Here is a 24,839-nt window from a genome sequence, read left to right on the forward strand (position 1 = left end):
ATTAGAATTTAAATCCTTTGTGTAAGGCGACGATACCACCGGTCAGATTTTGGTAGCTGGTTCGCTCAAAGCCCACTTCGTCCATCATGCCTTTTAGAGTTTCTTGATCCGGGTGCATGCGGATGGATTCAGCCAAGTAGCGATAGCTTTCAGAATCATTGGCAATCACTTTACCCATGAGGGGGAGAAGGCGGAAAGAGTATTGATCGTAAATTTTCGATAAAGACTGAGATTCTGGTTTCGAGAATTCTAATACTAATAAACGGCCGCCGGGCTTTAATACACGATACATAGAGGCTAATGCTTTGGATTTATCCGTGACATTGCGAAGGCCAAAGGCAATGGTAATACAATCAAAGGTATCGTCAGGAAAAGGCAGCTCTTCGGCATTGGCTTGAACAAATTGTACATTGCCAACAACGCCCTTATTGACGAGCTTATCGCGGCCAACTTTTAGCATAGAATCGTTAATGTCGGCGAGAATAACTTGTCCTTGGCTACCTACTAAACGAGAAAATTGCAAAGTTAAATCGCCTGTACCGCCCGCGATGTCTAGTACTTTATTGCCAGCGCGTACCCCCGATTGGCTGATAGTGTGGCGTTTCCAAATACGATGAATACCACCAGACATCAAATCATTCATAATGTCGTATTTTGCGGCGACGGAGTGAAAGACATTGGCGACGGCTTTTACTTTTTCCTCTTTGGGGATTTCTTTAAAGCCAAAATCGGTGGTTTTTTGCTGATCGTCTTGCATAAATTACTTCATCCTAGAGGCGACATGTTGCGCCAATCTATTTATCTACTGCTGCGTTGTTAACTATTGTAACCGTGTGCGGCGACCTCTGGTACTGGTTTATTCTTTTGTTTGATCAACTTTTACAATATTGCGGCCAGCTTCTTTGGCAATATAAAGCTGTTTATCGGCTCTATTAAACAGCCCATCATGATCTTCTGACATTCGACAACACGCCATGCCTATCGATATGGTAATGGTAATAGGGGCACCATTTACGTTAAAAGGCGCTCTTTCGACGGCGGCACGAATGCTTTCGGCCTTTTGCGTGGCTTCTTGCTCATTCGAATCGACAAATAAAGCAACAAACTCCTCGCCACCATAACGGAAGATCATGTCTTTATTGGACAGGGTGCTGAGTAGTTGTTTGGTTACCAAACGTAAGACTTTGTCGCCAGCTTGATGCCCCCAAGTGTCGTTGACTTGTTTAAAGTGGTCAATATCACAGACGGCTAAGAAGAGTTTTTTTCCGCTTTTCTTTGACGATTGTAGCAAAGGCAAGATGGAATCTTGGTAAGCAGCACGGTTAGGCAAGTTAGTGAGTGCATCGGTCATTGCCTGAGCCAATTTTTCTTGCAGCTTGGTCCGCATGGTAGAGGCTTCTTTTTCCATCCGGCCTACTTTGCTTTTTAATGAGGCGATGGATTGATGGGTCTCTTTTTCTAGCACCATCATTTGTTGTTTGTAATCGACCATGGTGGTCGTCATGACTTTCATGCGCGTGTCGATGAGTTCTTTGAGCTGATTTAGGTCAGTTGCGCTTTGGGAGGCAAGGCTGGTATCACTTACCTGTTTTTCTAAACTTACATTCAGCCCCTCTCGGTTTTCAGCCAGCGTCTTTTGGTTTTTATAATGGCTAACAATGGAGGCGTTCATGCTGGCTAACTGCAGATTCAATTGATTTAGATAGTTAGTGAGCCCTTCCTGAGTTTTGCCTGTGCTGATAACAATAAGATTGATGACTTCATCTAGGGGCTGTTGATCTTTCACATTGGCAGCCAAATGATCGAGCAAGCTAACGCTAACATGCTTTCAAAATGAATTTTCAACTTATCATAACGCGTGGCTATCGCTCTAAAATGTTTGAGCCGAGCAAACGCATTTTCAACTAAATGCCGATATTTGTATAAACACCAATCTATATCGGCGTTTCCTTTTTTCGAATTTTGCTTTCTAGGAATGACTGGAGTCGAGCCGCATTGACGAACTTTCTCGCGAATCGCTTCACTGTCATAACCTTTGTCCGCAATGATGAAATCTCCTTGTGGCAAGACCTCAATAAGGTCATTGGCCACTTTACTATCATGAACTTCTCCGCCTGTGATTATGAACTCTATTGGTAAACCATAACTGTCTACAGCAAGGTGGATTTTGCTTGTATTACCGCCACGACTCAGCCCAATCGCTTGATTTTCCTCAGAGGATGCGCCCGAGCTGTGTTGATGCGCTTTTATATAGCTGCCATCAAGAAACTCCCATTCCGTATCCTTATTGGCCGATAAGGATTTGAATAGCCTGAGTAAAATTCCTTTTCTGGACCACAGTAAAAAACGACGGTAAACCGTATTCCATAAGCCAAAATAGTCTGGTAAATCTCGCCAAGGGCAGCCGACACGCAACCGATAAAGAATGCCTTCCATCGTGTATCGATGCTCTCGCTTGTTATAGACTCTATCTTCAAGCAGAATAGCTTTTAGCTTCGACCACATCTCATCAGTGAGCATTAATCGGGGCATGGTAATCTCGTTGTATTTGTTTTTGGCGAAGTAAATTATACGAGATTACCTTCTTCGCTCACAATTCAGACAAAGATCAACAGCCCCTAGTAAGTCGGGCAATTGCTGCAAGTCGTTGCTGTTGGCCAAAACTTCTCGTAAGGCAATAATTTGTTCGTCGTACTCATTGCTTAAAGATAAGTTGGTCAGCAAGCTGGATAGGGTATGGCTAATTTGGGCCATAATTTCCTGACTATTCTGGACGTCTTGTTGTTTCTTCGTACGATGAAACAGCCGTTTAATAAGGGGTTCTTTGCTGCTTTCTTTTGACGTTTCTAAACTTAGGGTGGTTTTAGCAAGGTCTAAATAGCCGCCAAAAAGAGAAGGCCAGAAAGGTGGCGATTGCCAGTGTAAGCGTATAAGCGACTCCAAGGCTTGTTTCTCGCTACAGGGGAGCCTTTTCTTATGATGCAACTCAAGTAAGTCAATTAAATCATGGAGTGTTTCTCGGACCTGTTTTGCTCGGTTTAGGTGCGTTTCTTCGCTGTTTAATAGATAGGGCTCGGCAGCGCTAAGCATGGCTTGTATTTTGTCTGCATCCGCGCCCTTGGCTATATTGTGGCGAATCTGACGGATAACAGAATCTACTTCAGGATCATTGCCTTCGGCCAGTAGGCTGATTCTTGATACCGCCTTGCGCAATGTGCTAATTAATTTTTCCTGAGCAGATTCTGTCATATACCCTCACTAAATAAGAAGCAATTTAAGTCTACTGTAGTTGCATTTTATCGTGTTCTTTCTCGATTAAGTAATTGACAACTTTATAGATGTTATCATTGCCGCCAGCGGTTTCTGCATCGACTAAATATTTACCGTCTACGACAAGAGTCGGGGTACCTTGAACGCCATAGCCGCGAATACGGGCATCGGCCTGGGCGAGGCGGCTTTGTACGGCAAACGAGTTAAATTGCTTTTTAAACTCTGCTTCACTGACGCCGTAGTGAGTAAAGAATTCTGCTAGAGAGTCCTCTGTATCGAGGCGTCTGTGATCAATATTGATCGCATTGTATAAATCTGAGTGTAATTTATTTTCGACGCCTAGCAACTTGGCAACGTAAAATGCTTTGGCATGGTTAAGCCAGCCACGACCAAAGACGGCGGGTAAATATTGAAAATCCACATAATCTGGGATGGTTTTTTTCCACTCTTGGGTGTAGGGCTCTAAACGAAAACAGTGCGGACAACCATACCAAAAAACTTCCACGACTTGTACTTTGTTTGGGTCATTGGTGGGAACAGGGTCGGCAATGGTGGTGTAGCCATGACCGTCGCTATAATCTTGAGCCAAAGCCGTTAAAGGAAATAGTAAGCAGAAAAGAAGGGCTGAGAACAGCTTTTTCATTGATAACTCCTAGAGGTAATGTTTGATAGCATTGCGATAATGCACAAATTGTCGATCTTATTCGATGTGTTTCCCATTACAAAGTTCGATTATTCCAGCAAGTTTACGGAAAACTTACAAGTATAAAACCTAATAAGTGACCGTTTTTCTTTTCTTGTTATCAACATAAGGTTTATCTAGCCTTGAGTCCTGCTAAGTAGCTGGCAACCGCATCGATTTGTTGATCATTGAGTTTCTGTGCGATGGACTGCATTTCATTGTTAGGATCATTATGTCGTAGACCTTGTTGGAAAGCATGCAATTGGTTGGCAGTATAGGTAGCAAATTGGCCGTTTAGAGCGGGGTAGCGAGCAGAATTGATACCGCGTCCGGCAGGGCCATGGCAAGCAGAGCAGGCGGGAATAGCGTTGCTTGGATCACCAAAGCGAAAGAGCTGTTCTCCTTGTTCAACTAAGTCTGGTTTGGCTCTGCCTATTTTGATGGTTTGATGAGCAAAGTACGCGGCAATATCGGAAAGGTCTTGTTGAGTTAGGGAGTTGAGTTGACCTGTCATTTGCGGAACAGCGCGCTTGCCCGACTGAATGTCTTGCAGTTGTTTCAATAGATAGTTTTCTTGCTGGCCTGCCAGTTTCGGAAAGAGGTTGATTGTGCTGTTGCCATCTTGTCCGTGGCACGCTGCACAGGTTGTGGTGAGAGATTTTCCAGCAATGGGATCACCTTGAGCGAGCACCAGTGGTGTCATAACAGAAAGTAATAAGCCAGTGAATAGAGCCTTGATCATGTGGCAACCTTTTTGGTAATAGCTCTTAAAGTAGTCGCTTTTAAATAAGTAATGGCTAGCTGTAATAGCTTAATAGTTCGTTGTTGCTCTGATAAAGTGGGGATTCGCTGTTTGTAGCGCCTACTAACACCAACTACCTAAACCTAAGAATAAAATAGTGTAATTTGTTAGAATACGCCGACTAAACGTGGTAAACCGAGCCATTCACAGGCATTATATACAACCGATGAATAAACGTGAACGCTAAATTCTACTGACGAATACCAACCTATGACCCCTTTTGACTCTATTTTCCAATCTGCTCATTTTATTAAGAGCGCCGAGAAACTTTCACAATGCCCACTAGATCAAGGGATCGAAGTCGCGTTTGCTGGCCGCTCTAATGCGGGAAAGTCCACTGCTTTGAATACGCTGACGAATCAAAAAAAACTGGCTCGTACATCAAAAACTCCTGGTCGAACTCAGTTGATTAACTGTTTTGGTCTAAACCTAGAAGATCGCCGATTGATTGATTTGCCAGGTTATGGTTTTGCGAAAGTGCCAATTGAAATGAAAAAAGTCTGGCAAGCGCACATGCAAGATTACTTGATGAACCGTCGTTCTCTGGCAGGGGTCATCCTAGTAATGGATATTCGCCATCCTCTAAAAGAATTTGATGAGATGATGTTAAATTGGGCGAAGGCAAATAATATGCGAGTGCATGTGCTGCTCACTAAGTCTGACAAGCTTAAGCGAGGTCCTGCGAAATCGGCGAAATTGCAAGTTGCCAAAACCCTAAAAGAGCGTGGTGTTGATGGCAGTGCACAAACCTTCTCGGCGTTAAGTGGGGATGGCGTTGATGAGCTACGGATAAAACTAGCAGATTGGCTGGTATTTGATAATCTGGACGATATTCCAATTTCTCCAAATGCGTAACAGGATGCTTTAATTCGCCGCTGGTTTCTTACTGCTATTGGCCTTGAGAAAGAGGCTTTATTGCAGAAGAATCAGCACGAAAAAACGCCCCAAGAGGCGTTTTTTCGTGCTTAACAATGTCTACTGCTGTTGCAAATACGCAGTAAGAAATGTATCAAAATCGACTTCGTCACTCTCTTCAATCTGTTTTTGTTCCATTAAAGAATCCGAGGCTTGCTTAGCGAAGCGTTGCGATAACTCATGGCTAATGGGGGGCTTTAACCAGCTTGATTGCTGTTGGTTCGCCAATGAGAGCATGGCAGACTGGTATCCCTTATGCTCTTCACATTGTTGAATCAGTTTTTGAGAGGGTAAGATCGATGGGTTGTTGAGCTTATTGAGCTGTACTTCAATGGCAGACGTATAGGCATTATTACCTGTGTTCTCGGCCAAGAAAGTCGCAACATGGCGAAGCTCTTCCAACAGTGCACGGATTTTTTCTTTTAGCAAGACGGGGCCTTGTCCGAAATCAAACAGGTGCTCGGCATCTCTCCCATGCACGGCAATATCTTGCTGAGCAAGACGAAGGGCATGGCATTCTTCAGCGTTGAGCTGCTCGTCGTTGTTCAGCATGCAGTACAGCAAAAAGACATCAAGGAAATACAAGGTTGATGCCCGCATACCGATGCTAGAGCTGGGATCAATGTCCATAATGCGGACCTCAATGTACTCAACTCCTCTGGCCTGTAGTGCAGCGCTAGGGTGTTCACCTGGTTGTGTCACCCGTTTAGGACGAATGTCGCTGTAGTATTCGTTTTCGATCTGTAGCAAGTTACTATTGAGCTGCTTATATGCTCCCGCTACTTTCACGCCGATTTCTTCGTAACGCTTGTAGGGGGTTTTTAGGGCTGTTTTGATGGTGCTAATGTAAGCGCTGACTTCGTTATAACACACATATAGATCAGCCTGTGCTTTGTTTTGGTAGCCCAGATCGCTCATACGAAGGGAAGTCGCCTTAGGACCCACCCAAGTGTGTTGATCTAATGGGGACAGGGTGTTGGGTTTACTTGGTAAGAAACTGGTATCGATAGCCGATGAAGCGCCAAATAACCAAGAAAGAATCCAAGAGTTACGTCGGAAATTACGGATAAGGGTGAAATATTGTTCAGACTGAAAGTTCTGCCGTTGTTCTGGTGTTAAGTCTGCTTTGCCTTTGTAGTGTTCCAAGAAACGCCAAAACGCCTTATCAAAGGAGAAGTTGTAATGCATACCGGCGATGCATTGCATGATGCGACCATAGCGATTAGATAGCCCTTCTCGATAAATGCGTTTGAGTTTGCCCGTATTGGACTCGCCAAAATAGGCGATGGGAACATCCTCATTGCCGTCTAAATAACAGGGCATGCTGGCAGGCCAAAGGCACTCGTTATGTTTGTTGAGCTCGTAGTTAACAATGTGATGAATGTCTTCTAGTTCGCTAATGACGCCCTCGACACTCGGATGAACTTGCGTAATAAACTCCATTAACGCTTCAGAATAATCGGTCGTAATGGAAGCGTGAGTCAGGGCTGAGCCTAACGCCACAGGATGTGGATTATGAGAAATTCGCCCCGATGAACGGTCAACACGGAGGGCTTCTCTTTCGACTCCGCGATGAAATGTCAGAGCTGAAGAGTCTGCCTGCTGGCAGTGTTTCGCCAGCGCATTAAGGGCATTGTTTAGGGTGGTCAAGCAGTCTTCCTTTTAATCATTCGGCAAGCCGTGTCTATTGTTGACAGAGCTAGGGACCTTCCCTAGTGTCTGGTTTTTTAAGGATTGTACTCGGCACTGCACATTGACGGCAAGTGACGCGCTTTTTCTACTCTAAAATTGCAGAATCACTCCTCACTCTTATGCTAGAGGTTCTGACGTGAGCGCTGTAAACTTAGTCCCATGTTGAGATTAAATATCGCTAAGCAAAACACCATGAATACAGTAAGGTTGAAGCAGGTTCTTTATTGGGGGACGTTGTTACTTCTTATTGTGCTCGCCTTAACCTGGGGGCTGGATCGTATCCTGCCACAGCAGTCTTATATGGCCGTGGTTCAGTGCAGCCAAAACATGAAAACCTGTACTGCTCCGCTCAATGGCGTCGATAAATCCGCTACCTTGGTGTTTGATAATGGTATTCATGCTAATAAACCCATGCAGGTGTCCTTTAAGTTGCCTAAAGCCTTGGCGAATAATGTGGATTCGATTCAGCTTACACTGCAAGGCAAGGATCATTATATGGGGGTCAGCTCCATGGAATTGACCCAGCGACCTGTTCAAAACCAATGGCGAGCTAACATATTGTTACCAGTGTCGGATAACAATACCATCACTTGGCAGTTAGAGGTCACGATGACGCAAGATGATGGTCATCATCGGTCTGTGTTGTTTGAGTTTGCTGTGCCTCCCAAGGAGGATAAACAAGTTGCTCACTCAAGTACCTTGGCACCCCAAAGTTACTCTCTACACTAGACTCAATTTCTAGAGAAGATGGTAAAAAAGATTAGATAATAAAAAGGGCAGCCTGATTAAAGTAGAGGATGCCCTTTTTATTTCATGTATTGCTTAGGAAGGTATGAATTCGAACTTTCCTAAGGTCATGCTTGGAAATGGATCATATACGTTGGTTAAGACATGCGCATTTCTATTCCTGCCGCCATCATACGTTCTTTCGCTTCTTGAATGCTGTATTCAGCGAAGTGAAAGATGCTAGCAGCCAGTACGGCATCCGCTTTGCCTTCAATCACTCCATCGACAAGATGATCCAGATTGCCAACGCCACCAGAAGCGATGACGGGCACATGCACCGCTTCACTGATTGCTCGCGTTAAGCCTAAGTCGAAACCGTTTTTAGTGCCGTCGCGATCCATACTGGTTAGCAGTATTTCGCCTGCGCCGTATGCGACCATTTTTTTCGCCCACTCAACCGCATCCAACCCGGTTGGCTTGCGACCGCCGTGAGTAAAGATCTCCCACTTATCGGGTTCCCCTTTGTCGCTAACTTTCTTCGTGTCAATGGCAACTACAATGCATTGAGAGCCAAAACGCTGTGCCGCTTCACGGACAAATTCTGGATTAAAGACAGCGGCTGTATTGATGCCGACTTTGTCTGCGCCAGCGTTTAACATGCGGCGAATGTCTTCGCAGGTACGGATGCCGCCGCCAACGGTAAGTGGGATAAACACTTGGCTGGCAATAGCTTCGACCATATGAACCGTGGTTTCGCGGTCATCGGAGCTGGCGGTGATGTCCAAAAACGTAATTTCGTCTGCGCCTTGTTCATTATAACGTTTGGCGACTTCTACTGGGTCGCCTGCATCGCGAATATCCAGGAACTGAACACCCTTTACAACACGGCCATTGTCTACATCAAGACAGGGAATAATTCGTTTTGCTAAGCCCATAGTTGGCTCCTAATCTTTAAGTCACAGTACCTTTCAATCAAAGTGATGGTTTGCCATCCCAGTTAAGGAAGTTTTTATATAGTTGCAAACCGTCTTTATGGCTTTTTTCTGGGTGGAACTGGACGGCAAATACATTATCGCGGGCTAAGGCGACACAAAACTCTAAACCATAATCGCAGGTGCCTGCTATTTCGTCTTTATTTTTAGGCACTACGTAGAAGCTATGCACGAAGTAAAAACGGGCTTGGTCAGGAATGTTTTCCCATAAAGGATGCTTGATTGTTTGCTTAACTTGGTTCCAACCCATATGGGGCACTTTTAGTTTGCTGCCATCATGGTCTTTATGTTGGCTGCCAAAAAACAGTGCATTGCCCTTAAAATGATCAAGACACGCTACGCCGTCATTTTCTTCACTGTGAGACATGAGAGATTGAATGCCCACACAAATGGCTAGAAAAGGTTTCTCCGCCATGGCTTTTCGGATGCTTGGAACAAGGCCTGTGCGATGCATTTCCCCAATGCAGTCACGAATCGCCCCAACACCTGGCAAGAGGACACGATCCGCAGAATCAATGATTTGAGGGTCGCTGGTTACGACAACTTCGGTGTGTTCATCCGCCACATGCTCAAGGGCTTTGGCGACTGAGTGTAAGTTTCCCATGCCATAATCAATGACCGCGACAACGGATTTTTTTACAACATTTTTTCTATCGCTCTTTACATTCGTCATAAAAGCTTCCTACAAACAGCCCTTTGTCGACGGCATTTGGTCTGCCATTCGTTCGTCCACTTCTAATGCCATGCGTAGGGCGCGTCCAAAGGCTTTAAAAAGAGTTTCCGCTTGGTGGTGAGTGTTTTTGCCGCGAAGATTGTCTAGGTGTAGCGTCACTTTTGCGTGATTAACAAAGCCATGGAAAAACTCGGAAAAAAGATCCACATCAAAGCCGCCAACGGAAGCGCGGGTAAAAGGCACATGCATTTCCAAGCCGGGACGTCCCGAAAAGTCGATAACTACGCGAGATAAAGCTTCATCCAAGGGGACGTAAGCATGGCCATAGCGTTTGATACCTTTTTTGTCGCCAATGGCTTTATCAAAGGCTTGTCCCATGGTAATACCAAGATCTTCCACTGTATGGTGGGCGTCAATGTGTAAGTCACCAACAGCATGAATATCTAGGTCAATCAGACCGTGACGGGCAACTTGATCCAACATATGGTCAAGAAAAGGGACGCCTGTTTCACAGTTGAATTTTCCGGTACCGTCTAGATTAATAGACACTTTGATTTGTGTTTCGAGCGTATTACGCTCGACACTGGCGATCCGATCGGACATTGAAGCTTCTCCACAGTGAGTTGCTATGATTTGACATCATGTTATAAAAATTAGGCTTGTATTATAGAGTCTGGCGTCGTTGGCATCTATCCCTTGCTTTACCCTTTTTGATGACTTGTTGCTATTAAGTTGATAAAGGGCTTATCGGGGAATTTGATAAAGGAGCTATTGAAGGAGATAAAGTGTCTTATCGAGTGTTATGATGGCGAGCATTAGATTGGCTTAGCTTATTTATGACAGTTAACTTAATAAGTTGCAGTCGAAGAGGATTTAAGGAGTGTGGCATGGTGTGGGTAAAAAGGTTAGCGATCTTAGTCGGTGTTCTCTTGGTGTTGATGGTCGCTCTGGTGGCCTATGTCATGATCTTTGTGAATCCCAATGACTTTAAGAAAGAGATTCAAAAGGTAGCGTTGGAAAAAGCCGACGTGCGTTTGCGCATGGATGGCGACATTCATTGGTCTTTTTTCCCCCATTTTGGACTCTCATTAAGCCATATTGGTGTGGCGTTGGGGAAAGATCCTGAGATTTTACAGTTTGATCGAGCTGAATTCGGACTAGCGGTATTGCCCCTGTTAAAACGCAACATTGACGTGGATACAGTAGAGTTGGTGAATTTAAAAGCCAATCTATCAGTGGATAAACAAGGCCATGCTAATTGGCAGCGCAATGTGGTTGAGGGGAAGGTAAAAGGACAAAATAAGGCCCCGTCTACCAATTCTAATGTCCCTCAATCTGGCCAAGCAAGTTCCAGTAATCAAGCTGATTATGCGACTTCAGCAAGTGATCCGTTCAAACGCGCTTTGCCAAACCTGCATTTAGACAAACTGATCATAAAAAATGCCGATATCACTTACACCAATGCAGTGAATAAGCAAAAAGTAAACGCCGTCATGAATGTGGAATTGAGCGATGTTCAGTGGAATAAGGCGTGGCCATTGGCGATGAACCTGATGATCAAGCAAAGCGACTTGCAAGGAAAGCACCCCATTAATGCTGAGGTAAAACTGGATGCTGACTTGACGGTTTTTCCTGAGCGTGAAGCATTTTCTTTAAATAATGTTGACCTTTCAACCACCGCGTCAGGAGATAGGCTGCCGACGAGTCCATTCAAGGCCAGCTTGCAAGCTTCTCAAGTAGACATGGATGTGCCCCAAGAAACCTTATCGGCGCAAGGTTTGGAATTGAAAACGCTAGGAATGACGGCGACGGCAAGCGTACAGGCTTTTCAAGTGTTAAGTGATCCCGAATTTAATGGCAAGCTTGCTATTGCCCCCTTTAATCCCCGAGAGGTGATGAAAAAACTCAATATAACGCTGCCAAATATGGCCGATAGCAGTGCTTTGACCAAGGCTCAAGTGGCTATTACCTTACATGGAGACAAAGACACCCTCCTAATTCAGCCGATGTCTTTGCTCTTGGATGGCAGTAAGATTAACGCCAGTGCGGGCGTGGATTTATCACCATTGCGTTGGGATATTAACATCGCAGGGGAAGGGTTGGATTTAGACCGCTACTTACCTCCTGAAACGGTACCTTCTGAGCAAGCCGCTGCAAAAAACTCTACTCAGTCATCAATGGTAGCTAATAATGAGGTGGCAAATAGTTCGACAACGTCAACGAAGAACCAAGCGCCTCAAACCGATGTCGCCGCGTCTAGCAAAGAGCTGATTCCAGTGGCGTTGATTCGTTCATTAGAAGGGCATTTAGGCGTTTCCTTGAAGCATGTCATCTTCAAAAAAATGCAGCTCGATAAGGTTGCACTGGACGCAACGGTGGGGAACGGTGTTGTACGGGTATCACCGGCTCTAATTCATTTATATCAAGGACAAGCAGAAGTGAAAGCCACTCTTGATGTACGCGGTAATACACCTAAAATGACGCTGGTACCAAAAGTGTCCGGTGTGCAAATTCAGCCGTTATTGCATGATTATATGAAGATGGATAAATTGCGCGGCGCCACGTTCGTAGAAGGGGAATTGTCCGCCCAAGGTAATCGCCTAGGGGATTTGATGTCCTCTTTACAGGGAGATTTATTGGTTCATATTAAAAAAGGTGCGCTGGTGGGGATGAACCTCACTCGAACCGTGTGTAAAGGCATTGCCGCCGTTCGCAAAGAGTCTATTAATGACAAAGACTTTGGGGACGATACACCCTTCGAAAACATGACTTTTCCAGCACATATTGTTAATGGGCAAATTTCAACGCCGGGCTTAGTCCTAACATCAGCAGGGATTCAGGTAACAGGAGACGGTATTATTTCTTTACCGAAGCAATCATTGGATTATCAAGCCAATGTAGCGCTCAGTGGTAGCCATCTTGATCATGCCTGTCGAGTGAATGACAAAATCACTAAACTGGCATTTCCTATTGTGTGTAAGGGGCAGTTTTCGGATGATCCTGCTAGTTTATGTCGCCCTGATTTGAAGAAGTTTGGGGCTTTATTTGCGGATTTAGCGAAACAAGAATTAAAGGATAAAGTGGCAGCTGAGAAAGAAAAGTTGAAAGAGAAACTTAAAGCAAAACGTCAGGAAGAAGAGGAAAAGCTTAGAGATAAGCTAAAAGATAAACTAAAGAGTTTATTTTAATGTGAATAAGTTGATGGGGCAGGGGGCACTTTAGTGACCTTTTCCCCATACGCTGTTCAGTGTATGTCACAGAACAAGACAATCGTGAGACAGTAATGCAACCAGTTGAAAATTTTGCGCCTCGTGTACTAGCGTGGTTTGATAAACACGGGCGTAAAAACCTACCTTGGCAAGAGAACAAAACCCCCTATCGTGTTTGGATTTCTGAGATCATGTTGCAACAAACGCAAGTGACCACAGTCATTCCTTATTATCAGAAGTTTATGGCGGCTTTTCCAACGGTTGAAGCGCTGGCTAAGGCGGATCAGGAAGAGGTGCTGGCCCATTGGAGTGGTTTGGGCTATTACGCCCGCGCAAGAAATATGCATAAGGCCGCTAAGATCTTAGTGGACGAGTGGGATTCGCAGTTCCCTGATTCTGTTGAAGGGGTCTGTGAATTACCTGGTATAGGGCGCTCTACTGCCTCGGCGATTTTATCGATTTCTCGTGGTGTGCAGGCCGCCATTTTAGATGGTAATGTGAAGCGCGTGCTGGCACGGTTTCATGCGGTTCCAATATGGCCGGGTGAGAGGAAAACGGAAGAAGCCATGTGGGAATTGGCGGAGCATTATATGCCGAGCGAACGCTGTGGTGATTATACTCAAGCTATGATGGATCTCGGTGCAACCTTGTGTACCCGCTCTAAGCCTCAGTGTTTGTTGTGCCCACTTGAAACCGATTGTCTAGCCCGCCAAACCCAGGATCCTACACAGTTTCCGGTTCGTAAGCCCAAAAAAGCACTTAAGCCAGAAAAGCGTTTGCAGTTCTTAGTGATATCGAATGACGACAATCAAGTATTGCTGGAAAAACGTCCCCAGACAGGGATTTGGGGCGGGTTGTGGAGTTTGCCTGAGCTGGCCTGCGACGAAAGTGTGGTCATGCATGTTGAACAGCGTTTTCAAACCCAGATTCATGATGTCTCTTCCCTGACGGCTTTTCGGCACACCTTTAGTCATTATCACTTGGATATCGAACCAAGTTATGTTCGCATTGGTGAGCTAAACGCCGTGATGGAAGAGGGGAAGTATCAGTGGTTTGCTCTCGATGATGTGATGACCTTGGGCTTACCTGCACCAGTACGTTCGTTATTAAATGAGGTTGTCTCTATTGAATGCAATAGCCTCCCGTGAAACGCTTGAATTCTATGCCCACAACACCATTAATGGTTGATATAGATTAAATGGTCGTCATAGACCACATAGATTGAACCCACTGGACAGCGAGCAAATCATGTCAAATACCGTATTCTGCAAAAAATACCAAAAAGAGATGGAGGCGCTGGATCGTGCGCCACTACCTGGGGCTCGAGGCCAAGAGATTCTGTCAACAGTATCGAAACAAGCATGGCAAGACTGGCAAGTACTGCAAACCATGATGATCAATGAAAAGCAGTTAAACTTAATGAAGCCTGATGCTCGTAAATACATTATGGAGCAGATGGACAAATTTTTTAACAATGAGCCCGTTGATAAAGTCGCAGGGTATGTAAGCCCCGACGATATTAAAGAGCTATAAGTTCTTGGTTAACGCAGGGAAAGCCTGCTTAAATGGTTTGATTGCTGACCGCTGGCGTCTTCCCTGCTGTTAACTTAAGTCTCTACTGCGTTAAAAAACTGCCAAATAGCACGCTTTTTACTGGCTCTTTTCCGGTCTCTTCTTTCAGAACTTTATTTAAGTCCTGAGTCGCTTCAATACGCGTTTTTTCTCTTTCCTGTGCGCCAGTCACTTGGTCGCTAGTTCTCGAGCTTAAAAACATCACAAGAGCATCTTTGACCAGCGGCATATTCTCCTCAATTAACGCTTTATCTGCCGCATCCGTTTGCAGTGTAATACTGGTTTTGATGTATCTAAGTCTTGCTGTATCGCTTTCAAAGTTAACGACAAATTCTGGTCTGATTTCGATGTAAACAGGGGGCGTTTTTCCTGGGGCGTCCTCAGCATGGGCCGTTACCGTCAGCAGGCTGAATAAAAAAATGGGCAGAGTGAAAAGGCGAATAAGGACTAAGGGAGCCGTTCTGAACATAGTGATGTCTCGTATTTATTGCAATAGACAGTATACTAACTGCGATTAAATGTGTATGTCAGTAGTAATTTGGAACTTTTCTCGTTTGTTTATGTCCATTTCTGCTCAATGTAACTCTATGGAATATAAGGAATCTCTATGCTCTTGTCTATGATTAAGAGAATGTCGTCTCGTCGCTTCCATGGCATGGTTGGTTTGGCGGCATTTGCTTTATTAGGTGTGGCTTTTTATATGGAATATCAAATGGGGCTTGAGCCATGCCCGTTATGTATGTTGCAGCGCATTGTTTTCTTCTTTATTGGTCTAGTATCGATTTTTTCAGCGTTAACGGCGAATGAGAGACGTCGACAGTGGTTTTCTATCACTGTGGTGGTTTTATCAATAATGGGGGCAGCACTCTCCATTCGTCACTTATATTTGCAACATCTTCCGGTGGATGATTTACCCGCTTGCATGCCAGGGTTAAGTTATATGATCAGTGCGTTTCCATGGCAAAGCGTCGCGCGAGCAATGATTATGGGAACTGGCGATTGTGGCGAAGTGGTATGGACCTTCCTTGGTATTAGTATTCCCGGTTGGACCTTGGTCATGTTTGTTTTAATGGCCGTCGTTAATGTCTGGATTGCTTTTCGTTCAGGAAAAACAAGGCGTTAAATATAGATGATTGGGCAATTTGGGGTTAGTTGCTTGGTAATGGTGTTTTCACTTACTCACCTAGCCCCATTGAAACGTTACAAATTACCCTTTGTCCCGCTCTTGCAGGGGGTATCGCTTCGGAATATGCTCTTATTTAACTGAGTATGAACGTTCGGAATTTATAATTAAGCAAGGCGTGTTTTTACTATCGTCGTGTAGATGGAGATATTCTATGTTAGAGAGATGTAAAACGGCACAAGAGCGCTGGGGTGGTGTCCATGACATTATTGATCGTTGGCTAAAGCAGAGACAGCATTTAATCGAGACTTGGGTAGAGTTGCGAGATCTTGAAGAATATACCCAAATGGATACGCCGAAAATTCAACACCTATGTGAACTGCTGGTGGATTATGTATCTGTGGGGCACTTTAATGTGTATGAGCAGCTGGCTCTGGAGGCTCAAGAGTTTAAAGACGACTCAGCTTTGAAGCTGCTTAATGAATTGATGCCTGAAATCGATGAAATCACAGAAGTAGCACTTGAGTTTAATGATAAGTATGACACTCAAAAACACGTCAGTGCACAATTGGAAGCGCTTCCATGTTCTATGAAAACCCTTGCAGTGGTGATGGCAGAACGTTTTCAGTTAGAAGATAGATTAATTGAGGAGCTTCATGAGGCCCACAGCGAAAAAAGCGCGTAATCTTTCTCTGTTTATCGTCAGCGCTTTTATGTTGTCAGCTTGCTCCGAAAAAGCGCCAATAAGAGTTGAAGAGTTTGCTATTCAAGGGCTTTACTCTGCCGCGCTGAGTGAAGATGGTAGCGCCGCAGTGGTTGGCTCAATTGAACATGGTGGGAGCTATTGGCGAACAGCCCTTAACGATAGACGTTATAATTGGAATCATGCGAAAGGCGAATATACGTCCATTATTAGCGCAGACATTGATCCGACGGGGGAATTCGCTGCGACAGGATCTGCTCGGACTTTGGTATTGTGGCGTACTTCCGATGGTCACTCCGTCGGTTTTTGGGACACCCCGGGTAATATTCAATCGTTAAAATTGACAGATAATGGCGATTTCGCTCTTGTTGGTTTGGATGATCAAACGGCACGTTATTTTGATGTGAAAAATGGTGGCATAAAACAGACATTTCGTACTGGAGCCATAGTTCGAGCCGTAGATGTGTCACCTGATGGACGTCTGGCTCTCACCGGGGATGATAAATACCACGTTACCTTATGGGATGTTCGGACAGGCAAAAAGAAATTTGAGTGGACGTTGAGTAATCAAATTGCGACAGTTGCCTTATCTGATGACGGTAAATACGCCTTCGGTTCTGCCCAGCTAGGAACCGCCAAAGTGTGGTCAACACAAACGGGTAAAGTTGTCACCACTGTCTATACAGGATCTTTGAAAGCACGTAAAAGAACCATTAGTAGTGCGGTATTTTCTAGAAACGATCAACAGCTTTTAATTGGTGGTGTTGACAGTCGAGTGTCTCTAGTTGAAATACCGACGGGGCAAGTGCTTAAAGAGTGGGATCTTCACCTAAGAGATACCTTGCAGCCTACTGGGGCCAGAGTGCTTGCCCTGTCTTTTTCAAATGGTAGCCGTTACTTTGCCATTGGCAGCAATGGTTTTCTAAATGTATTGGAATAATTCATGTCTCAAGTTTCTTCTTTTCCGGCTAAATTAGCCTGTTTTGCGGCTACACAAGGTTTTTTGTCTGTTGCCGCTGGGGCATTTGGAGCTCATGCCCTGACTAAAATGGTAAATGAAAGAACCTTATCCTGGTGGCATACGGGGAGCCAATATTTAATGTATCATGCGCTGGCGTCCCTTATTGTTGCCGCTTTGTTTTCCTATATTCCTTCCGCTAGAAAAATCATCGTATGCTTTCTCATCGGTAATGTATTTTTTGCGGGTAGCCTGTATGTGATGACCCTCACCGGTGTACTTTGGTTAGGAGCGATTACACCTATTGGTGGTGTCTTATATTTGCTTGCTTGGTTTCTTTTAGCAAAAAACTTATGGCAAGGTCAGTTTAAGGTCAATTGATTACTGAGAATAGTCATTTAGGTAGGGGACAAAAAATAGTCTTTTAGGTAGTATAGCCGACCATTATATTAGTGAATCGATGAACGACCATTCACTTGATGCCATTCATTTAATAGATAAGAGATAATGCAAGACACTATGATAGACAAGCAGGAGCCTATTAAGAAACGCACCATTCGCAGTTTTGTCGTGCGAGGTGGTCGGATGACCGAAGGCCAACAGAAAAACTACGATGCTAATTGGGCATTTTACGGCCTAGAATTAGAGAGTGGCCGAATTGATTATCAAGAAGTGTTTGGTCGTCAGTCCGATGTGATCATTGAAGTCGGTTTTGGAATGGGCGCCTCTCTCGCCGAAATGGCGAAAAATGCCCCTGAGAAAGATTTTATCGGTATTGAAGTGCATCCCCCCGGTGTGGCAAAACTGATGATGCTGGCAAAAGAAGCGGGTATTACGAATTTACGGGTTTACTGTGATGATGCCATCGAGGTGATGGCGAATTGTCTACCTGAAAAGGCTGCCAGCGGTTTTCAATTATTTTTTCCCGATCCTTGGCATAAAAAGAAACATAACAAACGTCGCATTGTTCAGCCTTTATTTGCACAACAAGTGGCAAATGTTTTAAAAGCAGATGGCTATTTTCATATGGCAACAGACTGGCAGCCCTATGCTGAGCATATGATGGAGGTTATGGAAGCGCAGACCATCTATGAAAATGCCGCTGGTAAGGGGCAATATTATCCGCGACCAGAATCACGTCCATTGACTAAATTTGAACAGCGTGGTGAAAAGCTAGGTCACGGTGTGTGGGATTTGATTTATAAAAAAATTACTCTATAGTTCGTATTATTTGCTTGTTGTGGCTCTATTACGCAACTTAATAAAAAAGCGGCTCAAGCCGCTTTTTTATTATCTGTTTCTCTAAAGTGGTGAAATTATTTGATTTCAACACTCTCACGGCTATTGCCTGCATCAAAGTATTCTTGGAATACTTTTGGTGTGCGGCCTCGGCCAGTCCATTCATGTGTTTTACCATCAATAGTAATACGGTATTTTGGCTCAACGGTTTTGCCTTTGTTGGCGCTGGATTTTGGTGAACTCAATAGGGCTACCTCTTCCATGGTTAGACCGCTTTTTGCAATCAGTGCAGCAATTTCTTCAGCGCGAGCTGCTTTCTCTGCTTCTTCTGCTTGGCGAGCCTGCTCTTCCTCTTTGACTTTTTCTAATGCATTTGTGAAACCAGCAATAAGGTTTTCAAGTTGAGCAACCGTTAGCTCTTTCGCTGCGGCACGTGCTTTGGCTTTATTGCCAGCTAATTCAAGTAATAAACTCATAGGTATCCCCTAATATATCTGTTAAGAACGGATTGTTTTGTGTTCTACACCGAAAAAGAGATTCATCCTTAGACTCAATAAGTGTCGAAATGATACTGACAAAGGACGTTTGGTTGTCTTTTTGCCAGCTGACATGCGAATAAACAATATCCGCAGATGACTCAGTTACTGTAAAATGATCCAATGGATTGTTCTATAGTTTGACTCATATTTTAACTATTTCAAGTTTGTTTGCCGATTCTAATAAAAAAAATCCAAAGATGCGACACAAATAAAAGAGTCTAATGATTGAAAAGTGTAAAAAACGGGGTAAAAAATGAGGCAGATAGCAAATACCTTGAGTAATGAGTTTTCTTTAACAAATAAAATGAGTGAAAGTATTATTTGTTTATTCGAAGAGGGCGTCAGTGTTCCTTTTATTGCTCGCTATCGTAAGGATATGACGGGAGGAATGAGCGATGTGAATCTACGACGCTTTCATGATCGTTGGTTATATCTTGTTGAGCTATATAAGCGCCAGCATAGTATTCTGGAAAGTTTGAAATCTATTACACCTTATCCACTAGAAGTGGCAGATAAAATAAAACGGGCTGAAACGAAAACAGAGTTAGAAGATCTCTATGCACCGTTTAAAAAAACTCGTAAAACAAGTGCAGACTTGGCGAGAGGGCTGGGCTTAGGGCCTTTGGCAGAACGATTGTGGGCTCAGTCTGGAGACGATGAGCGGGGACTCGTTGCAATATGGCTTAAGTCTAACCATGATGTATCTATGTCTCTTGAGGACGCGCTAAAAGGCGCTCAAGAGATCATCATGGAGACGCTGTCTATGAATAGCGATCTGTTAAAAAAAGGCCGGACTGTGCTATTGGCGAAAGGGGAGCTAGTCAGTAAGGTTATTCGGGGGAAACAAGAAATAGGAGATAAATATAAAGATTATTTTGATTATCAGGAGCCGATTAAGAAAGTACCACCCCATCGTTTATTAGCGCTTTTTCGTGGTAAAAAGGAGTCGATGTTAAAATTGGGGATTCGATATTCAGAAGCAGGGTTAGAAAAAGAGGTTCCTTCATGGCTGAACATTCCGGCATTAAATAATCTCTTTTCTACATCCGTGTCCTCTTCTTCTCCTTTAACAAAGCGTCAGCATGACTATTTATCGCTTGCTTGGCAAAGCAGGTTATTCTCAAAGCTAGAGGCAGATGTCTTGTCTGAATTAAAGGAGCGTGCTGAATCAGGGGCAATAAAGGTATTTGCCGATAACCTCAAGGATTTATTAATGTCAGCACCGGCGGGAGCGTGTCGTGTATTAGGGGTGGACCCAGGTTTTCGTAATGGTGTGAAACTGGCGGTCATTGATGAGTTAGCTCAGGTAAAAGCATCGGCTGTGATTTACCCTTTTTCATCAGATAAGCAAGCGCAGGCAGCGAGAGAGACATTACGGTCGTTGCTGAAAAGATATCAGGTGAATTGGTTGGCGATTGGTAATGGAACCGCATCTAGAGAAACGGAGGCTTTTTGTACTGATTTAATTAGATCAGAAAAACTAGACTGTAAAACAGTGGTTGTGAGTGAAGCGGGTGCGTCGGTTTACTCTGCGTCTGAAGTGGCAATAGCCGAGTTCCCGGATTTAGATGTGACGATCCGAGGGGCCATCTCCATCGCTCGACGTTTTCAGGACCCTTTGGCAGAATTGGTTAAGATTGAGCCTCAGGCGATAGGAGTGGGTCAGTATCAACATGATGTAAAGTCCAGCCAGCTAGTGAAGTCGCTGAGCGCAGTGGTAGAGGATTGTGTTAATAAAGTGGGGGTCGACGTGAACCTGGCCTCAGCCTCCTTACTGTCTTATGTCTCTGGTTTAAGTGCCCGATTGGCGCAAAATATCGTTGACTATCGTGCCCAAAAGGGTCGTATTGAATCCCGTCATGAGTTGTTAAGCATCAAAGGAATTGGTGAGAAGTGTTTTGAGCAATGCGCAGGATTTATCAGAGTGTTGAATGGCAAAGAGCCATTGGACGCATCCGCAGTGCATCCAGAGTCGTATTGTGTGGTGAAGCAAATGGCTACTCGACTTGGGGTGAAAGCCAGCGAGTTAATGAGAAATAGCGCATTGCTAAATCAGCTCAAAAGCGAACCAGACTTTGCGACTCAAGTGGGAAGTTATACCTTTACAGATATTCTGGATGAACTGTCAAAGCCTGGCCGAGATCCTCGGCCTGAGTTTCGCTATGCGGCCTTTGATCATAGTGTTCAGAGCATGAATGACTTACATGTGGGGATGGCGCTTGAGGGGGTTGTGACCAACGTGGCGGCGTTTGGAGCCTTTGTGGATGTTGGCGTGCATCAAGATGGATTGGTGCATATATCGCAACTAGCGGATCGTTTTGTCAAAGACCCAAGGGAGGTGGTTCGAGTGGGAGATATCATTAAGGTTGTGGTCTTAGAGGTGGATGTGCCGAGAAAACGGATCAGCTTAAAGGCTCAAGGAGTATAAGCTATTAATCTTCTTAGATGCTAGTTGATCTAATGGGTAGATTAGATAGTCTAATGGAAATGAAAAAGCCTATAATGTGTACCCTGTTTAATAGGAATACGCATTATGGGCTTTGGCTTTGTTTCGTAGGAGAATGCTAAACGATAGCGTTGCAATTATACCGCTTCAGCAATATGGGCTTTAGCTTTGCTAAAGGCTTCTTCACCTGGCTCGCCAAGTGCTTGACCGCCGGCAACAAAGGTGTTTTTCACGTTCAAGCCGATAAAACCTAAGAAGGTTTGGATATGAGGAACTTGATGGTCGGCAGGTGTATCTGCTAAGAAGCTGCCGCTTGCTGCAAAAACATAAGCGTCTTTGTTAACAAGCCCAACCGGGCCGGTTTCAGTGTATTTAAAAGTGCGACCAGCGCGTGCAATGTAGTCAAAATAAGCTTTCAAAGTCGATGGAATGCCGAAGTTATACATTGGTGCAGAAACGATCACGATATCAGCGGCTTCTAACTCTTCAATTAACTCGTCACCAATGGCAACAATGGCTTTTTGTTCTGGAGTGCGATCTGCTTCTGGCGTGAAAAGAGCGCCAAGTGTTTCACCCGTAAAATGTGGTAAAGGGTTGGCAGTCACATCGCGAGATACAACTTTTCCTTCGGGGTTTTTCGCTAACCACTTTTCAACAAATTCGTTGGCCAGTTGGCGAGATTTTGAGTTGTCACCAGAAGCACTAGAGTCAATACGTAATAAAGTCGGCATTATTTACTCTCCAATTATCATTAATGGGATCATTCTGTCCCGTGAGTTTATTAATGAGGCTATAATAAAGACAGTTTATTCGATAAGAAAGCGCATTATTTAGCGGATAGTGATCGAAAAATACGATATATTAATCACGTTATTTGTCTAATAATGTGTCTGGCCAGTAAGAAGGAAAAAGCAATATTGAAAGCCCCAAGAGTGACATTAGAGCAATGGCGTGTTTTGCAAGCGGTTGTCGATAAAGGCGGGTTTGCGCAAGCGGCTGAAGCCTTGCACAAAAGCCAATCATCAGTGAGTTATACGGTGGCCCGTCTTCAGGAACAACTTGGTTACCCTTTACTCATTATCGAAGGGCGTAAAGCAAAATTAACCGAGCGGGGAGAGGTCTTATTACGACGATCGCGACATTTAATCCAAGAAGCGGTGGATTTGGAGGAGTTAGCGAAAACTTTAGGACAAGGCTGGGAACCAGAATTAGAAGTGGTTGTCGATCAAGTCTTTCCGACCCCCGCATTATTAAGAGCATTGCGAGCGTTCGAGCCACAAAGTCAAGGGACTCTGGTGCAATTGAAAGAGGTGGTGTTAAGTGGTGGTATAGAGGCGCTTAAACAGGGGCATCCAGACCTAGTGCTAAGTAGTATTGTGCCCAAAGGCTACCTTGCTGATCCCATTGTGGAAGTAGAGTCGGTGGCCGTTGTGGCAGCGGACCATCCCTTGAATCAAGAAACACTTCCTATTAATAATGAGCGACTCAGTCAAGAGCTGCAACTGGTTATTCGTGATTCCGCAGTAGAAAGTTCGGTAGATGCTGGCTGGCTTGGAACCGACCGTCGCTGGACGGTTTCCAGCGTGCAATCCGCATTGGAAATTGTCTCAAGTGGCGTTGGCTTTGCTTGGTTGCCAAAAGCGGATATTAGCGATGCGTTACAAAGCGGCAAGCTGAAACGATTAAATCTTGTTTCAGGGAGCGAACGTACCTTTTATGTGTATGCTATTTTTGGTAAAGGAGAGCGCACCGGCCCCGCAGCGAGGTTGTTTGTTGAACTTCTTCAAAAGGAATGTAATCGTTGTCCGAGTGTAAAATAAAATGCCACCTATTTTAGGTGGCATCCAGACTGCTGATAAAGTCCTCGCCATTCGGCGGGGATTTTTTATAATAACGGCATGCTTAAAGAACGCCCTCAAACCCAGTCTACTTTAGAGTTTGTTTCCATCGACGAGCTCGTCCCCAGTGATCACTTGCTTCGCAAGATTGATCGAATTATTGATTTTTCCTTTCTACATGATCTTGTGAAGGATTTTTATTGCGCGGATAACGGTCGTCCCGCTCTCGATCCTACTCTCATGTTTAAGTTGCTATTTATTGGCTACCTTTTTGGTATTCGTAGTGAACGTCAGTTGATTAGAGAGGTTCAAGTTAATGTCGCTTATCGTTGGTTCTTAGGTTTAGGCCTGACTGACAAAATTCCCGATGCTTCCACTTTGAGTGCAAACCGCACACGTCGTTTTAAGGAATCCGATATCTATCAAAAGATCTTTGATGAGATCGTACTCCAGGCTATAAAACACAAGTTAGTTGGCGGAAACACCTTTTATACGGACTCCACACACCTTAAAGCCAATGCGAACAAAAAGCATTTTGAAAAAGTAGTGGTTGAACAGTCCCGACAGGCGTATATGGATGAGCTCGATAAGGCCGTTGAGGAGGATCGACTCGTTCATGGAAAAAAGCCTTTACCACCTGAAAAAAACAAGGTGGAGAGTCGTGAAATCAAGCAGAGTACGACGGATCCAGAGAGTGGCTATATGGTACGAGATACTAAGCCCAAAGGGTTCTTCTACTTAGATCACCGAACGGTTGATGCACGTTGCAACATTATTACTGACGTACACGTCACCGCAGGCAATGTCCACGATGCTGTCCCTTATTTAGAGCGATTGGACCGAATCAAAGAACGCTTTAAGCTTTTCATCACATCGGTCGGAGTCGATGCGGGGTACTTTACCTCGGCAGTTTGTCATGGGTTAGAAGAACGACATATCTATGCCGTGATGGGCTATCGTCGTCCTAATCACAAGAAAGGCTTCTTCTATAAACGCGAATACAAGTACGACAGGGAACAAGATGTCTACTTCTGTCCGCAAGGTGAAAAACTCATTTACAAAACCACTTCTCGAGAAGGTTACCGTCACTACGACTCAGATAGCCTGATCTGCGCGAACTGCCCAGAAAAGCACCGCTGCACCACAAACAAAAAATCGGTCAAAACCATTACGCGTCATGTTTGGGAAGATAGCAAAGAACGCATCAATGCCCATCGGCTAACCCCATTAGGCAAAGTCATTTATGCCAGACGAAAGGAAACCGTGGAACGAAGTTTTGCCGACGCAAAAGAGCTGCATGGCTATCGATATGCACGATTTCGAGGAACAGATAAAGTAGCTTCTCAATGTCTATTAACGGCAGCCGCCCAAAATATGAAAAAGATAGCCTTAACGCTTAGCTAGAGGCTTTTATTTGTTCAAAAAAATGACGAAATCGATAGTCAGAGCCTTAATAAAAG

26 protein-coding genes are annotated in these 24,839 nt (G+C 44.4%); 13 read left to right on the plus strand and 13 right to left on the minus strand.

What is annotated here, in order from left to right; all coding sequences use genetic code 11:
- Position 1 precedes the first annotated feature (1 nt).
- From ubiE to AC0VYI_RS03115, 6 genes are all read right to left on the minus strand, one after another.
- The gene (gene ubiE, locus AC0VYI_RS03090; protein WP_199477419.1) at positions 2–757 is read right to left on the minus strand and encodes a bifunctional demethylmenaquinone methyltransferase/2-methoxy-6-polyprenyl-1,4-benzoquinol methylase UbiE; all 756 of its coding nucleotides are present in this window, start codon (positions 755–757) and stop codon (positions 2–4) included.
- Between the two features lie 99 nt (positions 758–856).
- Entirely contained in the window at positions 857–1,786 is a 930-nt protein-coding gene (locus AC0VYI_RS03095; RefSeq protein ID WP_475447261.1) for a GGDEF domain-containing protein, read from the minus strand.
- Entirely contained in the window at positions 1,783–2,532 is a 750-nt protein-coding gene (locus AC0VYI_RS03100) for an IS5 family transposase (RefSeq protein WP_475443627.1), read from the minus strand. The genes AC0VYI_RS03095 and AC0VYI_RS03100 overlap by 4 nt, the downstream gene beginning before the upstream one ends.
- 45 nt (positions 2,533–2,577) lie before the next feature.
- Positions 2,578–3,249, minus strand: a complete 672-nt coding sequence (locus AC0VYI_RS03105; RefSeq protein WP_475447263.1) for a hypothetical protein — start codon at positions 3,247–3,249, stop codon at positions 2,578–2,580.
- A gap of 31 nt (positions 3,250–3,280) precedes the next feature.
- Positions 3,281–3,913, minus strand: coding sequence for a thiol:disulfide interchange protein DsbA/DsbL (locus AC0VYI_RS03110; protein ID WP_199477417.1), 633 nt, complete (start codon positions 3,911–3,913; stop codon positions 3,281–3,283).
- Positions 3,914–4,085: 172 nt separating this feature from the next.
- Entirely contained in the window at positions 4,086–4,694 is a 609-nt protein-coding gene (locus AC0VYI_RS03115; protein WP_475447265.1) for a c-type cytochrome, read from the minus strand.
- A 270-nt stretch (positions 4,695–4,964) separates the two neighbouring features.
- Between AC0VYI_RS03115 and yihA the strand changes: the two genes are divergently transcribed.
- Positions 4,965–5,609, plus strand: coding sequence for a ribosome biogenesis GTP-binding protein YihA/YsxC (yihA, locus tag AC0VYI_RS03120; RefSeq protein WP_199477415.1), 645 nt, complete (start codon positions 4,965–4,967; stop codon positions 5,607–5,609).
- Between the two features lie 120 nt (positions 5,610–5,729).
- Here the strand turns inward: yihA and gshA are convergent, their stop codons facing one another.
- Positions 5,730–7,319, minus strand: a complete 1,590-nt coding sequence (gene gshA, locus AC0VYI_RS03125) for a glutamate--cysteine ligase (RefSeq protein WP_475447267.1) — start codon at positions 7,317–7,319, stop codon at positions 5,730–5,732.
- Positions 7,320–7,553: 234 nt separating this feature from the next.
- Between gshA and AC0VYI_RS03130 the strand changes: the two genes are divergently transcribed.
- On the plus strand, positions 7,554–8,090 hold the full coding sequence (locus AC0VYI_RS03130; RefSeq protein WP_475447269.1) for a hypothetical protein: 537 nt from the start codon (positions 7,554–7,556) through the stop codon (positions 8,088–8,090).
- 155 nt (positions 8,091–8,245) lie between these two features.
- Here the strand turns inward: AC0VYI_RS03130 and hisF are convergent, their stop codons facing one another.
- The 3 genes from hisF to hisB are packed head-to-tail and all read right to left on the minus strand — an operon-like array spanning position 8,246 to position 10,355.
- The gene (gene hisF, locus AC0VYI_RS03135; RefSeq protein ID WP_475447271.1) at positions 8,246–9,022 is read right to left on the minus strand and encodes an imidazole glycerol phosphate synthase subunit HisF; all 777 of its coding nucleotides are present in this window, start codon (positions 9,020–9,022) and stop codon (positions 8,246–8,248) included.
- A 37-nt stretch (positions 9,023–9,059) separates the two neighbouring features.
- Positions 9,060–9,752: an imidazole glycerol phosphate synthase subunit HisH gene (gene hisH / locus AC0VYI_RS03140; RefSeq protein WP_475447273.1), complete on the minus strand. Its 693-nt coding sequence runs from the start codon at positions 9,750–9,752 to the stop codon at positions 9,060–9,062.
- Positions 9,753–9,761: 9 nt separating this feature from the next.
- Entirely contained in the window at positions 9,762–10,355 is a 594-nt protein-coding gene (gene hisB, locus AC0VYI_RS03145) for an imidazoleglycerol-phosphate dehydratase HisB (RefSeq protein WP_199477410.1), read from the minus strand.
- A 284-nt stretch (positions 10,356–10,639) separates the two neighbouring features.
- On the opposite strand from hisB, the gene AC0VYI_RS03150 reads away from it, so the two are divergent.
- From AC0VYI_RS03150 to AC0VYI_RS03160, 3 genes are all read left to right on the plus strand, one after another.
- Positions 10,640–12,940: an AsmA family protein gene (locus AC0VYI_RS03150; protein ID WP_475447275.1), complete on the plus strand. Its 2,301-nt coding sequence runs from the start codon at positions 10,640–10,642 to the stop codon at positions 12,938–12,940.
- A 95-nt stretch (positions 12,941–13,035) separates the two neighbouring features.
- Positions 13,036–14,109, plus strand: coding sequence for an A/G-specific adenine glycosylase (gene mutY / locus AC0VYI_RS03155; protein WP_475447277.1), 1,074 nt, complete (start codon positions 13,036–13,038; stop codon positions 14,107–14,109).
- Between the two features lie 100 nt (positions 14,110–14,209).
- Entirely contained in the window at positions 14,210–14,494 is a 285-nt protein-coding gene (locus AC0VYI_RS03160) for an oxidative damage protection protein (protein WP_199477407.1), read from the plus strand.
- 82 nt (positions 14,495–14,576) lie between these two features.
- Here the strand turns inward: AC0VYI_RS03160 and AC0VYI_RS03165 are convergent, their stop codons facing one another.
- Entirely contained in the window at positions 14,577–15,002 is a 426-nt protein-coding gene (locus AC0VYI_RS03165; RefSeq protein WP_475447279.1) for a flagellar basal body-associated FliL family protein, read from the minus strand.
- Between the two features lie 162 nt (positions 15,003–15,164).
- Here AC0VYI_RS03165 and AC0VYI_RS03170 point away from each other — a divergent pair, with 162 nt between their 5' ends.
- From AC0VYI_RS03170 to trmB, 5 genes are all read left to right on the plus strand, one after another.
- Positions 15,165–15,656 carry a disulfide bond formation protein B gene (locus AC0VYI_RS03170; RefSeq protein ID WP_475447281.1) on the plus strand — a complete coding sequence of 164 codons (492 nt, stop codon included), beginning with the start codon at positions 15,165–15,167 and terminating at the stop codon, positions 15,654–15,656.
- Positions 15,657–15,870: 214 nt separating this feature from the next.
- On the plus strand, positions 15,871–16,341 hold the full coding sequence (rsd, locus tag AC0VYI_RS03175) for a sigma D regulator (protein WP_475447283.1): 471 nt from the start codon (positions 15,871–15,873) through the stop codon (positions 16,339–16,341).
- The gene (locus tag AC0VYI_RS03180; RefSeq protein ID WP_475447285.1) at positions 16,313–17,299 is read left to right on the plus strand and encodes a WD40 repeat domain-containing protein; all 987 of its coding nucleotides are present in this window, start codon (positions 16,313–16,315) and stop codon (positions 17,297–17,299) included. The genes rsd and AC0VYI_RS03180 overlap by 29 nt, the downstream gene beginning before the upstream one ends.
- Before the next feature lie 3 nt (positions 17,300–17,302).
- Positions 17,303–17,698 (plus strand): DUF423 domain-containing protein, encoded by a 396-nt coding sequence (locus tag AC0VYI_RS03185; RefSeq protein WP_475447286.1) that lies wholly within the window; start codon positions 17,303–17,305, stop codon positions 17,696–17,698.
- Positions 17,699–17,836: 138 nt separating this feature from the next.
- Positions 17,837–18,538: a tRNA (guanosine(46)-N7)-methyltransferase TrmB gene (trmB, locus tag AC0VYI_RS03190; RefSeq protein WP_475447288.1), complete on the plus strand. Its 702-nt coding sequence runs from the start codon at positions 17,837–17,839 to the stop codon at positions 18,536–18,538.
- A 95-nt stretch (positions 18,539–18,633) separates the two neighbouring features.
- Here trmB and AC0VYI_RS03195 read toward each other — a convergent pair whose 3' ends face one another.
- A complete protein-coding gene (locus AC0VYI_RS03195; protein WP_475447289.1) occupies positions 18,634–19,032 on the minus strand; it encodes an H-NS histone family protein in 399 nt (132 codons plus the stop codon).
- Positions 19,033–19,348: 316 nt separating this feature from the next.
- Here AC0VYI_RS03195 and AC0VYI_RS03200 point away from each other — a divergent pair, with 316 nt between their 5' ends.
- Complete coding sequence (locus AC0VYI_RS03200; RefSeq protein ID WP_475447291.1) at positions 19,349–21,523, plus strand: Tex family protein; 2,175 nt, start codon at positions 19,349–19,351, stop codon at positions 21,521–21,523.
- A gap of 155 nt (positions 21,524–21,678) precedes the next feature.
- On the opposite strand, the gene AC0VYI_RS03205 is transcribed toward AC0VYI_RS03200, so the two are convergent.
- Complete coding sequence (locus AC0VYI_RS03205; protein ID WP_199477399.1) at positions 21,679–22,272, minus strand: FMN-dependent NADH-azoreductase; 594 nt, start codon at positions 22,270–22,272, stop codon at positions 21,679–21,681.
- Between the two features lie 186 nt (positions 22,273–22,458).
- On the opposite strand from AC0VYI_RS03205, the gene AC0VYI_RS03210 reads away from it, so the two are divergent.
- Complete coding sequence (locus AC0VYI_RS03210; protein ID WP_475447292.1) at positions 22,459–23,361, plus strand: LysR family transcriptional regulator; 903 nt, start codon at positions 22,459–22,461, stop codon at positions 23,359–23,361.
- 78 nt (positions 23,362–23,439) lie between these two features.
- Positions 23,440–24,783: an IS1182 family transposase gene (locus AC0VYI_RS03215; RefSeq protein ID WP_475447294.1), complete on the plus strand. Its 1,344-nt coding sequence runs from the start codon at positions 23,440–23,442 to the stop codon at positions 24,781–24,783.
- Positions 24,784–24,839 lie beyond the last annotated feature (56 nt).

The sequence above is a fragment of the Marinomonas sp. 63XJN7_9_ISO-PGPR-S23-217 genome (assembly GCF_056173515.1).